General features: G+C 73.2%; 7 protein-coding genes. 4 read left to right on the top strand and 3 right to left on the bottom strand.

Annotated elements, in window-relative coordinates:
• The first annotated feature begins 7 nt into the window (after nt 1-7).
• Nucleotides 8-3,487 (top strand): BTAD domain-containing putative transcriptional regulator, encoded by a 3,480-nt coding sequence (locus tag ACFYW1_RS32255; RefSeq protein WP_389001251.1) that lies wholly within the window; start codon nt 8-10, stop codon nt 3,485-3,487.
• Here the strand turns inward: ACFYW1_RS32255 and ACFYW1_RS32250 are convergent.
• Together ACFYW1_RS32250 and ACFYW1_RS32245 are read right to left on the bottom strand one after the other, a co-directional pair.
• Nucleotides 3,474-5,444, bottom strand: a complete 1,971-nt coding sequence (locus ACFYW1_RS32250; RefSeq protein WP_389001248.1) for a sigma-70 family RNA polymerase sigma factor — start codon at nt 5,442-5,444, stop codon at nt 3,474-3,476. The two genes, ACFYW1_RS32255 and ACFYW1_RS32250, sit on opposite strands and share 14 nt — an antisense overlap.
• A gap of 885 nt (nt 5,445-6,329) precedes the next feature.
• Nucleotides 6,330-7,217: a TetR/AcrR family transcriptional regulator gene (locus ACFYW1_RS32245; RefSeq protein WP_389001245.1), complete on the bottom strand. Its 888-nt coding sequence runs from the start codon at nt 7,215-7,217 to the stop codon at nt 6,330-6,332.
• A 339-nt stretch (nt 7,218-7,556) separates the two neighbouring features.
• Between ACFYW1_RS32245 and ACFYW1_RS32240 the strand changes: the two genes are divergently transcribed.
• Nucleotides 7,557-9,035, top strand: coding sequence for an NAD(P)/FAD-dependent oxidoreductase (locus ACFYW1_RS32240; RefSeq protein ID WP_389001242.1), 1,479 nt, complete (start codon nt 7,557-7,559; stop codon nt 9,033-9,035).
• Between the two features lie 186 nt (nt 9,036-9,221).
• Nucleotides 9,222-10,973, top strand: coding sequence for a SpoIIE family protein phosphatase (locus ACFYW1_RS32235; RefSeq protein WP_389001239.1), 1,752 nt, complete (start codon nt 9,222-9,224; stop codon nt 10,971-10,973).
• Nucleotides 10,974-11,088: 115 nt separating this feature from the next.
• On the opposite strand, the gene ACFYW1_RS32230 is transcribed toward ACFYW1_RS32235, so the two are convergent.
• Entirely contained in the window at nt 11,089-12,378 is a 1,290-nt protein-coding gene (locus ACFYW1_RS32230; protein ID WP_389001433.1) for an MFS transporter, read from the bottom strand.
• Nucleotides 12,379-12,532: 154 nt separating this feature from the next.
• Between ACFYW1_RS32230 and ACFYW1_RS32225 the strand changes: the two genes are divergently transcribed.
• Nucleotides 12,533-13,090 carry a MarR family winged helix-turn-helix transcriptional regulator gene (locus ACFYW1_RS32225; protein WP_389001236.1) on the top strand — a complete coding sequence of 186 codons (558 nt, stop codon included), beginning with the start codon at nt 12,533-12,535 and terminating at the stop codon, nt 13,088-13,090.
• Nucleotides 13,091-13,517: the final 427 nt, after the last annotated feature.

The raw sequence follows: 13,517 nt of genomic DNA, 5'->3' as shown, positions 1-13,517 counted from the left end.
TGGCCGGGTGCGGTACCTGATCCTGGGCGTCACCGAGGCGCGAGACGAGAACGGCGGTGCCCTGCCCGTGGGCGGCCCGCGCCTGCGCGCGCTCCTCGCGGCCCTCGCCCTGCGCGCGGGGCGCCCCGTCCCCGTCGCCGATCTGGTCGACGACGTCTGGGCCGACGAGCCGCCGCACGACGCGCCCGCCGCGCTCCAGGCGCTCGTGGGCCGGCTGCGCCGCGCGCTGGGCCGGGACGCGATCGCGAGCACCCAGGGCGGTTACCGCCTGGAGGCCGGGCCCGGCGAGGTCGACCTGCACGTGTTCGAGCGGCTGGCCCGGCAGGGGGCCGGGGAACTCGACGCGGGCGACCCCGTGACGGCCGCCCGCACGCTCCGCACCGCGCTCGCCCTGTGGCGCGGCCCCGCCCTGGCCGATCTGCCGGGCCGGGACCACGGGCACGGCCTGCGCCCGGAGGCCCACCGCCTGACCGCGCTGGAACGCCGCATCGAGGCGGACCTGCGGAGCGCCGCGGAAGACACGGCCACGGGCACGGGTACGGACGCGTGGACCGGCCCCGGCTCCGGCCCGCGCACCCTCGTACCGGAACTGGAGGAACTGGCCGCGGCCCATCCGTACGACGAGCGCTTCCGGTCCCAGCTGATCCGCGCCCTTCGGGCCGAGGGCCGCCGGGCCGACGCGCTGGCCGCCTACGAGGACGCCCGCCGTACCCTCGCCGACGGCCTCGGGACCGACCCCGGACCGGAACTGACCGCACTCCACCGCGAGTTGCTCGCCCCGCCCCGTGCCGCTCCCGCCCCACCCCGTACCACTCCCGCACCGGCAGGACCGGCCACGACAACAGGACCGTCCGCCGTGCGGGGCAACCTCCGTCCCCGGCTCAACTCGTTCGTCGGCCGGGAACCCGAACTGCGGTCCATCGGAGCGGACCTGACCCGTTCCCGCCTGGTCACCCTCACCGGCCCCGGCGGCTCCGGGAAGACCCGGCTCGCCGAGGAGGCGGCGGCCCGCGGGGACCGGACCGGGTCGTCCTTCACGGAGGCGTGGATAGCCGAACTCGCCTCGGTGGAGGACCCCGCCGACGTACCCGGAGCCGTGCTCTCCGCTCTCGGGCTGCGCGAGACCGCCCTCCTGCGCGACAACCGCGACGTCCAGCCGTCCCGCACCGACCCGACCGACCTCCTCGTCGAGCACCTGGCGCACTGCTCCCGCGTCCGCCCGGTCCTGCTCATCCTGGACAACTGCGAGCACGTCGTCGGCGCGGCCGCCGCCCTCGCCGAGACCCTGCTCACCCACTGTCCGCGGCTGCGCGTCCTCGCCACCAGCCGGGAACCCCTCGGCGTCCCCGGCGAATCCGTGCGCCCGGTCGGTCCGCTCCCGGCCGATCCCGCCCACCGGCTGTTCGCCGAACGCGCCCGCGCCGTACGCCCCGACTTCGACCCCGCGCAGGAGGCGGCGCACGATCCGGACGCCGTCGCCGAGATCTGCCGGCGGCTCGACGGCCAGCCGCTCGCCATCGAACTCGCCGCGGCCAGGCTGCGGATGCTCAGCCCCCGGCAGATCGCGGACCGGCTCGACGACCGGTTCCGCCTGCTGACCGGCGGGAGCCGCACCGTGCTGCCGCGGCAGCAGACCCTGCGGGCCGTCGTCGACTGGTCCTGGGACCTCCTCGACGAGGCCGAACGCACCGCCCTGCGCCAGGTCTCCGTCTTCGCGGGCGGCTGGGAGCTGGTGGCCGCGGAGGCCGTCGTCACGACCGGCCGGGACCGGACCCCGGTCGCCGACCTGATCGGCGCCCTCGTCGACAAGTCACTCGTCGTCGCCACCCCGACCGGCTCCGGCGACATGCGCTACCGCCTCCTGGAGACCATCCACGAGTACGCCGTCGAACGCGCCGCCGAGACCCCGGACGTGCGCGCCGCCGCCGAGGACGCGCACACCGCGTACTTCGTCGCCCTGGTCGAGGAGGCCGACCCCCGGCTGCGCTCCGGCGACCAGCTGCTCTGGATCGAGCGGCTGGAGGCCGATCTCGACAACATCCGGGCCGCCCTCCACCGCACCGTCGTCACCCGCGCCCTCGAACCGGAGGCCATCCGCCTGGTCCTCGGCATGGGGTGGTTCTGGTGGCTGCGCGACTTCCGCGCCGAGGGCCTCGCCTGGACCGAGCGGGCCATGGCGCTGGGACCGGAACCGGACGGTGCCGGCGACCCCCGCCACTGGCCGCGCATGCATCTGGAGATGCTGCTGTACTTCCTCGCCATCGAGAGCCGCACGGCCGACGACATCCACGGCGACGAGCGGTACCAGGCCCTGATGACCCGGGTGGCCGATGCCTTCATGGTCCCGGGACCGGAGTCGGCCCGCTTCCCGGGACTGCTCTGGCCGATGACCCTGTTCGGGAACCGTCCCACGGAGGAGGCGCAGGCCAGGATCGAGCAGGTGGTCGCCAACACCCGTGTCCACGGCGGCGACTGGGAGTACTGCGTCGCGCTGATGTTCCGCACCCACATGATCGTCGACATGCCCGGCGGCATGCCCGGGGTCGACGACGACCTCGCGGAACTGCGCGAGCTGAGCCGCCGCGTCGGCGACCGCTGGATCCTCGCGCAGGTCGCGAGCGCCACCGCGGAGGCGGGCGCGATGCGCGGACAGTACGCGCAGGCGCGCGAGGCGTACGAGGAGGCACTGCTGCTCGCCCGTGAGGTGGGGGCGCACGCCGAGGCGCCGTTCATCCTGGCGCGCCTCGCGGAGATCGCCCACCGCACCGGTGACACGGCGGCCTTCGAACGGCACATGGCCGAGTCGGAGAGCGAGGCGGACCGTTACCAGGTTCACGACGCCCACGCCTACGGCTGTTTCCTGCGCGCCACCGCGGCCTTCGACCGGGGCGACCTCGCGGAGGCGCGACGGCTGGTCACCGAGGTGGAGGGGGAGACCGGGCACGGCATCCCGCCCTCGCACTTCACCGCGATCGTGCAGGGCCTGGCCGCCCGGATCACGGCGCGCGAGCCGGGTCCCGGCCGCGGCCCGGCCGCCGGCGCCCGGGGGCTGACGGCCGCCCTGCGCGGGGCGAGGGACGCGCGGTGCTCCGAGATCATCACCGGTCAGCTGGCGGAGGGCGCGGCGGCCATGCTGCCGGAACTGGGCCTGTCCGGGACCGCTGCACGGATCCTGGCGGCGGCCGACAGCTGGCGCCCCGCCGTCCCGAGGTCGAGGGCCGAGCAGGCCGAGGTGGACGGGGCCGCCCGGCGGGCGCGCGAGGAACTCGGGCCCCGGCGGTACGAGTCGGAGCGAGCCGAGGGCCGCGCACTGACCGTGGACGACGTCATCGACCTGCTGACCCGCATCACCGCTGACCTTCCCGCCCCGGAACAACCCACGACGGCTCGGCCCGCGACGGCTCGGCCCGCACCGGCCCCGGGAGTCCCGGAAGCCCCAGGAGCCCCGGGCGTCCCCGGGACCCCGGACCGGCTCACCGGCAGCTGATTCTCGAATCCGCCCAGTCGGCGAGCGCCACGCCGCCGCCGTTCCGGGCGCGTTCGACGACGAGCCGGATGCTCTTCTGACCCGTGATGCCGACCCGTACGGGCACCGCCGGATCGCCGCCGTTCATCACCGGGGACTGCCACAGCCGCGCCCCGTCACCGTTGAAGACGGAGAAGCGCACCGCCCCGAGGCCCATCATCATGTCGTCGATCCCGACCATCGCCTCGTAACGCGTGCACTGCTTGTTCAGCTGGATGGTGACCGAGGACTTGCTGTGCACGGTCACCCCGTGCGCGTACGTGGTGCCCCCGATCGACACGTCGGACCGCTGCCAGACCCAGCTGCTCTCGCCCATCACCACCTCCGGCTCGGTGTGGTCGCCCAGGACCGAGTAGTTCAGCTCGTTGACCTGGTACACCTCCGGCGCGGGCGGCGGTGGCGTCGGCGTCGGGGTGGGCCTCGGCTCCGGGGCGGGCGGCTTCGGCGCCGGAGGGGTGGGCTTCGGCGCCGGTTTCGGGGGCGGGGTCGGAGTGGGCGTCGGGGTGGGTGTGGGGGTGGGCGTCGGCTTCGGAGCCGGCGGGGCGGGGGGCGCCGGGGGCGCGGGTTTCGGGGGCGGCGTCGGCTTCGGCGGCGGGGTCGGCGCCGGGGGAGCCACGACCGCGGGCTTCGGCTGGTGCCGGGCCTCGGGCTTCGGCTGGTCGTCGCCGGCCATGGCCCAGACCAGCCCGGCCGCGGCGGCCACGACGACCGCCGCCACGATGCCGGCCTTCGCCGGCGCACCGAGCCCCTCCGAGGCGGCGGCGCCACCGGCCGCACCCCCGGTGGAACCTCCCCCGGTCGCCGCCGCGGCGGCACCCGCTCCGGCGGCACCCACCGCGCCCCCGGCGACGATCCCGGCGGCCTTGAGCGCGTAACCGGCGGCGAACCAACCGATGACAGCGACCGGCAGCAGCGCGGGAATCCCGGCGTTGACATGGGCGAGCTCACCCGCGGCGAGCCGGCACTTCACGCACTCGTCCAGATGTCCCCGCAGCCCGCGTTCGGCCCGCATGCGCAGTCCGCCCCGGGCATACGCGCCGAGCCGGTCGGCGTAGCGCGCGCAGTCGCCGCCCGCGGTGAGCGCCTGGCTCACGTGCGCCTGGAGGTATGCCTGCTTGAGGCCCTCGCGGGCCCGGCTGGCCAGCACCGCCGTGGCGTTGGCGGTCAGCCCGAAGAGCGGTGCGATCTCGCTGGGCGACTCCTCCTCGACGGTGGTGTGCCACAGCACGGCCTGCCAGCGCTCCGGAAGGCTGCGGAACGCCTGCATCGCCATCGACTGCTCGGCCTCGTGCATCGCCCGTACGTCGGCGCCGAGGTCGAGCGTGTCCGCGTCCGACACCTGGGAGGACTGAACGGCCTGCGCGGCGAACACCGCGAAGTCGTCGACCAGGTGCTCCCGCTTCGCGGTCTTGGTCCAGGCCGCCCCGACATGCCTGACGGCCGTCATGAGGTAGGCCCGCACGGCCTCCTCGGGCCCCTTGCCCCGCCGTACCGCCTGCAGCGTGCGGGCGAAGACCTCGGCCGTCAGGTCGTCGGCCGTATGGGTGTCCCGGCAGCAGCTTCGCGCGTAGCGCCGCACCGCGTCCGAGTGCCGCCGGAACAGCTCCTCGTACGCGAGGTCGTCACCGCCCCGCATCCGCCGGATCAGATCGGCGTCGGACGGGGCCCCGTCGGAGGTGTCGGCGCTGCCGCCCTCCCGCTGCATCGGCACCGACGCCTCGGGCGCCGCCTCACCGTCGGTCTCCACCGGTGCCGGCCACGGACCCGGCAGCACGGTGCCGCCCTCGGCATCACCGCCCGACCGTCCCGGTCCGCCCTGACTCGGTACCTGCCGGGGGGACCGCCCACCGGCTTCCGCGACACCGCCTATGGCGGAGACGTCGTCGAACGACTCTTCCTGCTGCCCGTCACCGCTCATCGCGGTAGCCCCCGTATGCGCTGTCGGACCCGAACATCGGGCAAGCGTGCCACATGGCGCAATCACGCCGAACCCTCAGTCCCCGCAACCACTCATCCGGGGCGTTTTTTCGAATGCAGGTACCGACGGCCATCCGTTCGGGGAATACTCGGCGGTCGCTTTCCCGTGCGAGCGGGCTGCGGACGGAGCGCAACGGTTTCCCCGCCGGCCCCGTCGGCACGAAGGTTCCCGAGACGCTTCCGCCGGGCTTCAGCAGGCCGGAACGGGCCGGAACGGGGCTGCGACACGGCTCCGTTGCGGCACGGGCGATACCTCTCGGCGGCAGTCGGCCGCATTCCATGCAGAACGAAGGGTGCGAATCCCGGAAAAGGGCCCGATGTGCCCGAAAGGGTGATTAGTTGTTTGAGAGGGCGACGACGGGCCGTTGATCGAGACCCCATCAAATCGGGCCACATCAACCATTCGCCCTGAACGCCGTGCGCCCACCGCGTTCATCATGCTCACAGGGTTCGCCCCTCGCCTGCACGGTGTCCTCACGCGTCACCCCGAACGCAGCCGTGCACATCGGGCTCCTCGAACCCCTCGGGCCCTCCGGCCCCCTCGGGCCCTCCGGCCCCCTCGGGCCCTCCGGCCCCTGCGGGGTCCCTTCGGGCCGCTTTCTTCGGGTCCCCGTGCGGCCGGGACGGACCCCCGGCCGCACGGACGGACCCCGGGCGCCGTGCCCGGCGACGCATCGCCGGGCACGCACCCGTTCAGTACTCCGGACTCCAGCACCTCACTACGTCGACACCCCGACACCCCGGCGATCCGGCGATCCGGTACGGCCCGGGGCCCGGCACCCCGGTCATCCGCGTACGCCGTTCCGTCCGGGCGGTCGTGCTCCGCTCAGGCGGCCGGCCGGGAGCGCAGTCCCTCCAGCAGGATGTCCAGCAGCCGGCTCGAAGCCGCTGCCTGCTGGGCCGCGTCCGGCAGCGAAGGCGCTGCCGTCGCTATGACCAGCAGAACGTCCGCGACCGTCACGTCACGGCGCAGCTCACCGGCGGCCCGGGCCCGGTCCACCAGTCGGCCCACGACCTCCAGCAGCTCCCCGGCCCCGGAGTCGTCGTCCTCGAACCCGGCCTCCGGGGCGGGGTGCCCCTCGGCGGAACGGGCCTCGGACTGACCGTCGGCCTGACGCTGCTGAGGAACCCGGGCCTCGTCCAGCCCGTCGACCGGACCCGGTACGGCCGCGGTCTCCCCGGCCTGCGCCGTGCCGTCGACCTCGGAATCGACATCGACCCCGACCCGCAGCACCTGGGGCGGCAGCAGCCGCCCCGCGCCCGAGGCCACGGACGTCCGCAGGAAGCGCGACAGCGCCGACCACGGCTCGTCCTCCTGGCCGAGCGCGCTGCGCGCCTGATCCGTCAGCCGGGAGGTCTCCTCCTCCGCTATCCGCCGGACCAGCACGTCCTTGCTCGGGAAGCGGCGGTACACCGTGCCGACCCCGACCCTGGCGCGACGCGCCACATCCTCCATCGGAGCCCCGTACCCCAGCTCACCGAACACCTCGCGGGCGGCTCGCAGGACATGCTCCAGATTGCGCTGCGCGTCCACCCGGAGCGGAGCCGAGCGACCGTGCGCCGCAGCCGTTCCGTTCACCCCGACCGCGGTGGCCGTACCGGCCGGGGCGGCTGTCGCCACCGCAACCGCTCCCACCGCGCCGTTTCGTCCGTTCCCTTCGGACGAATGGGGCGTAACCGCAGCATTCTGCCAATGAGAATCCTGAATCTGCATAACTGTTCCCCCGGTTATGACGTCTCCCCCCGGAGACTTCCCGCCGTTTGAGCCGGAGAGTGGATCATGGTCTCAACCCGACACCCCGGCGACATACGAACATAGTTGAGCCCGGGTCAATTCAGAAGGGGGTAGTTCCGCATGGAGCGCCCCCCGATCGGAGCAAGGACCGGTTGGTCACTGATTCACCCCCGGTCCGACACCCCCACCGCAACCCCTGACCTGCGCAACTTCCGTACATCCCCGGTGCCCGGCCGCAACCCTCCGGGAGAAGCTCCGGTCACACAATTTGTCGAGGCTGTGGACAAACCCATGAGCACGTTGCGTCATGGGGTGGTGATGGCCTCAGAATCCGGGGGAACGCCCCCAGGACCCCCGCCGGGTGCGCGCATCCTCGTCGTCGGCGGCGGTTACGTCGGGATGTACACGGCGCTGCGTCTCCAGCGGAAGCTGAAGCAGCGGATCAGAAGCGGTGCGGCCGAGATCGTGGTCGTCACCCCCGAGCCCTACATGACGTACCAGCCGTTCCTGCCCGAGGCGGCTGCGGGCTCGATCTCGCCGCGCCACGTCGTCGTACCGCTCCGCCGCGTCCTGGCGGACTGCCGCATCGTGATCGGCGAGGCGCAGCGCATCGACCACGCCAAGCGCACCGCGACCGTCACCACCCTCGCCACCGCGGAGGACGGCACCGGCGCCGTGGAGATCCCGTACGACGAACTCGTCCTGGCCCCCGGCTCCGTCTCGCGCACCCTCCCGGTCCCCGGCCTGGCCGAGCACGGCATCGGCTTCAAGACCATCGAGGAGGCCATCGGGCTGCGCAACCACGTCATCGAGCAGATGGACATCGCCTCGTCCACCCGCGACCCGGCCGTCCGCGACGCCGCCCTCACCTTCGTCGTCGTCGGCGGCGGCTACGCCGGCGTCGAGGCCCTCGCCGAGCTGGAGGACATGGCCCGCTACGCCTCGCGGTACTACCACAACATCAAGGCCGAGGACCTGAAGTGGATCCTCGTCGAGGCGTCCGGCCGCATCCTCCCCGAGGTCGGCGACGAGATGGGCCTCTACGCGATCCGCGAGCTGCGCGGCCGCAACATCGACGTACGCCTCGACACCCGGCTGGTGACCTGCGAGGACCGGGTCGCCGTGCTGAGCGACGGCTCCCGCTTCCCGACCCGCACCCTCGTGTGGACGGCGGGCGTCAGACCCGCGCCGGTCCTCGCCGCCACCAACCTGCCCCTCGACGGGCGCGGCAGGCTCAGGTGCACGGCGCAACTCGCCGTCGAGGGCGTCGAGCACGCCTGGGCGGCGGGGGACGCCGCGGCCGTCCCCGACCTGACCGCCGCGGAACCGGGCCGGGAGACCGCCCCCAACGCCCAGCACGCGGTGCGCCAGGCCAAGGTCCTCGCCGGGAACGTCCTCGCGTCGCTGGCCGGCGAACCCCTCAGGGAATACCGGCACGCCTACGTGGGCTCCGTCGCCTCGCTCGGCCTCCACAAGGGCGTCGCCCACGTCTACGGCCGCAAGCTCAAGGGCTATCCGGCCTGGCTGATGCACCGCACGTACCACCTCAGCCGCGTCCCGACGTTCAACCGGAAGGCCCGCGTCCTCGCCGAGTGGACGCTCGCCGGGCTCTTCAAGCGCGAGATCGTCTCCCTCGGCTCGCTGGAGCACCCGCGCGCGGAGTTCGAGCTCGCCGCCGGCGGCAGACGGCCCCGGCCGGACGGCCCGCCGAACGGCGACGGCCCGCCGGGACGCGGCGACCCGCCGGGGCCCGACGACCCCCAGGGCCCCGACGACCTGCGGAGGAACGGCGGCTGACGGCCCGTCGAACCGATCGGGCACCCGCCCGGGACGGACCGTGCCGACAACTGTCAGTACGGTCCGTCACACTGGACGTGTGACCATAGGTGGGCCCACATCTGCACAGAGTGACCCGGCCGGCAGTGACCGACAGTGAGCAGCCCGCGCGAGCGGACCAGACCGACACACGAGGCCAGAAATTCCGTGAACTTCACGCGCTGGAGCGCCCGCCTACCCGGAACGCAGCGCCGTGCCGCCGCACGGGACGAGCGCAGTTCCGTGCCCTCGGCCCGTGCCGAGTACGCACAGCCCGAGACCGGGCCGCACCCGCCGGACGGCGACCCGCACAGCGACACGCACGACGGACCGGGCCCCGACCCGCACGGCGGGTCCCCCGCGGGCGGCCCCGCCCTGGAGGACCTCTCCGCCCGGGACATCCTCGGTCGGCTGCCCGCCCTGGTCGCCCTGGTCCACGGCCCCGACCACCGCATCGCGTACGTCAACGACGCCTACACCGCCGCCTTCGGCCCCCGCCCGATCGGCGCCACCGCGGCCGAGGCCATGCCCGAGCTCGACGAGCTCAGCCTGCTGCCGCTGATGGACCAGGTCCTGCGCAGCGGCACCCCCCGCACGGTCAAGTCCCGCAAGGTCCGCAGCGGCAACTCGTACACCGTGACCTGCACCCCGGTGCACGGCACCGACGGCACGGACCGCAAGCAGAACAGGACTCCCAGGAACGGCAAGGACGGCAGGAACAGGGGCGGCGAAGGCGGAGTGCTCGTGTACGCAGCCGACGTCACCGACCACGCCGAAGCGGCCGAGCGGCTCCGCGCGAGCGAGCGCCGGCACCGCGAGACGGCCGTCACCCTCCAGCGTTCCCTGCTCCCGCAGGAGCTGGAACAGCCCGACGACCTCCGTATCGCCGCGACCTACCAGCCCGGCGGCACGGACGCCGCGGTCGGCGGCGACTGGTACGACGTCATCACCCTCGGCGCCGGCCGCACCGCCCTGGTCATCGGGGACGTGATGGGCCGCGGGGTGCGTGCCGCCGCGGTCATGGGCCAGCTCCGCACGGCCGTGCGCGCCTACGCCCGGCTCGACCTCCCGCCGCACGAGGTGCTCCAGCTCCTCGACGGCCTGGCCGCCGAGATCGACGCCAGCCAGATCGCCACCTGCGCCTACGCGGTCCACGACCCGAACGAGGGGCACCTCGTCTACGCCTCCGCCGGCCACCTCCCGATCCTGGTCTGCGACGAGGACGGCACAGTCCACCGCGCCGAGGACCCGACGGGACCGCCGCTCGGCACCGGCGGCTGGATCCACACCTCGGGCACGATCGCGCTGCCGCCCGGCTCCACCGCGGTCCTCTACACGGACGGCCTGGTCGAGCGGCGCAGCGAGGACATCGACGAGGGCGTCGCCGCCCTGGGGCGCGCCCTGTCCGGCGCCAAGGGTTCCCCACAGGTGGTCTGCGACCGGCTGATCCGCTCCCTCGGCGTGACCGCGGAGCACGACGACGACGTGGCCGTACTGGTGGTCCAGCACCCCGCCCGCGAGGGGGCGGACGCGGAGCTGTTCCACAACGCCTCGCTCGACCTCCTCGGCGGCATCGAGGCCGCCCCGCGCGCCCGCGCCTTCGCGACCGGGGTCCTGACGTCCTGGCGCTTCCCGGTCGAGCTCTGCGACCTGGGCGTCCTGGCCGCCGGCGAGCTCGTCGCGAACTCCCTCAAGCACGGCACCCCGCCGATGCGCCTGGGGCTGCGCCGCACCGACCGCCGCCTGATCATCGAGGTCACCGACGGGGACGACCACCTGCCGCGCCGCCGCCGCGCCGACCCGGCGGACGAGGCGGGCCGCGGCATCTCCATCGTCGCGACGATCGCCACGTCCTGGGGCAGCCGCCGCACACCGGGCGGCGGCAAGTCGGTCTGGTGCGAATTCGCCCTGCCGCAGTGACCATCGCCGCCGTGGTTCCGGCGGCGGGACGACGGAAGGCGAACAGGGGACCTGCCGGAAGCAGGTCCCCTGTTCGCCTTCGATGCCGTTCTTCGCCGGCCCCGTTTCCGCCGTCTCAGCGGGCGGCGGGCACCGGTTCGGCGTCCGGCAGCGACACGGCCACCACCCGGGACGGCGTCGTCGCGAGCGACGGCTGGTCCTGCACGGGGGTGAGCCGCCGGCCGAGCCGCAGCGCCAGCACCGTGATGCCCAGCGAGAACAGTACGAACGTCACGATGTACGGGCCGTGCAGCGTCGCCCCCATCGGACCGCCCACGGCCGGGCCGACCGCCAGCGCGAGCTGCTTGCACAGGGCGAACGCGGAGTTGTACTGCCCGACCATCGACTCCGGCGCCAGATCGGCGACCAGCGGCGCCACGGTCGGCGACAGCATCGCCTCACCGAGTCCGAACAGCGCGTACGTGGAGATCATCGCGGCCGTCGCCATCGTCTGGCTGCCGTGCCCGAGACCCGCGTACCCCGCCACGATCCAGGCGAACGCCCAGATCAGACCGACCGCGGCGATGACCCGGCTGCGCCTGCGGCGCTCCACGAGCCGCAGCACGACGAACTGCGCCACGACGATGACGGCGGTGTTGGCGGCCAGGGCGATGCCGAGCGTCGAGGGCTGGATGCCCGCGGCCTCGGTGCCGTACGCCGCGAGCCCGGACTCGAACTGGCCGTAGCAGGCGAAGAACAGCACGAAGCCCAGCACGCACAGCTGCACCATGGCCCGGTGCGAGAGCAGCGCCCGCAGCCCGCCGGGGGCCTTGGACCCGTCGGTGGGCCGGGCGTCCGGGAAGGACGGCGCCCGTGACAGCCGGATCGTGGCGGCGATGACGCCGAGCACGACGAACATCACGGCCTCGATGAGGAACAGCAGGGTGAAGGTCTCCGGCCGGTTCGTGTCGACGATCTGCCCGCCGACGAGCCCGCCGACGCCCAGCCCGAGGTTCTGCAGGAAGAACTGCATGGCGAAGGCGCGGGTACGGGAGGTGGCGCTGGAGCACCACACGAGCATGGTGGCCAGGGCCGGCTGCATGACCGCGGTGCCCGCGCCGAGAACGGCGGCGGACAGCACGGAGGCGGTCACCCCCGACGACAGGCCGAGTGCGACGGCGCCCAGGGAGGCGACGGCCGAGGCGACGACGAGCACGGGCAGCGGCCCGCGCCGGTCGATGACACGCCCGGTGAACGGCAGTACGGCGAGCGCTGCCATGGCGAAGACCGCCAGCACGACTCCCGCCGTGCCGGCTCCCAGATCCCTCACCTGCGCCACGTAGACGTACAGATACGGGACGGTGAAGCCCAGCCCGAACGCGCTCAGCGCGCTCCCCAGCTGGATCCGCCGCAGTGCTGCCCCCATCTCCCTGGTCACACTCACCTACCTCAGGTCTCGAAATGGTTCGTCGAGCCATCCGAACGACTCGAACCCGAAGACTTTAGCACTAAAGTTAGAGGCTCAACAATTCAAACCGAAGGACTTCGAAGGTATGGGAGGGCGTGCCATACTGCCCGCCATGTCTGACACCACCGAGCAGCCCGGCCCGCAGGAGCCGAGCCTCGACGAGCAGATCGCCGCCTACCAGCGCGAGTTCCGCGACCTGGACCCCCAGGTCGAGCAGGTCGTCTCGGCCCTGGGCCGGCTGAACCGCCGGATGAACGTGGCGTACGGGCGCCAGCTCGCCGCCCTCGGCATCAGCAACGCCGAGTGGGAGGTCCTCAAGACCCTGGTCCTGTCCGGCACCCCCTATCGCCTGGGGCCGGGGGAGCTCGCCAAGCGCCTCGGGCTCACCCCCGCGGCGATGACCCACCGCATCGACCGCATGGCGGGCGAGGGGCTGGTCACCCGCGACCGGGACGAGAACAACCGGGTGCGCGTGATCGTCGAGCTGACCGACGAGGGCCGTACGAAGTGGCTGGAGGCGATGCGCATGGCCACCGACTTCGAGGAGGACCTGCTCCAGGACCTCACGGGCGACGAACGCGGAGTCCTCGGCGACATGCTCACCCGCCTCCTGCGTCGGGTGGAGCACGCCCAGCCGGACGCCGGCGGCCGCCTCACCGACCTGGACTGACCGTGGGCCGGGCCCGGTCCCGGCCCGGCCCGAACCGGTGTCCGGCACCTGAGAAAAGGGCTTGACCTGGCGGGTTGACACGCCCTCCACCGGTCCGTAAGGTACTTCGAGTTGTCACGGGGCCGGAACGGTTCTGCGACAGCCGATCCCGCCGCGAACGCGGCAACCAAAACTCTGCACGATCTCCCACTCGGGGCAATTTCGGCATGCCGAAATTCATTTCGAGGACTCGATTATGAGTCGCCGGGAAAATCCGCTAGAGTTTTGGACGTCGGAACGGCCCAACGGCCGGGAAGACAAAACCCGCTGACTGGGAATCAGGCCCGAAAGGATCTGGTAGAGTCGGAAGGGCCGGAAAGGGAAAACGCGGAAGCGGAGGACCTGGAAGGCGAATCCCGCTGACCGGGAATCGGGTCCGGAAGGATCT

This window comes from Streptomyces sp. NPDC002669, from assembly GCF_042889165.1.
In the GTDB taxonomy this organism is placed as follows: Bacteria; Actinomycetota; Actinomycetes; order Streptomycetales; family Streptomycetaceae; genus Streptomyces.
This window is presented reverse-complemented; position numbering and strand designations above follow the sequence as displayed.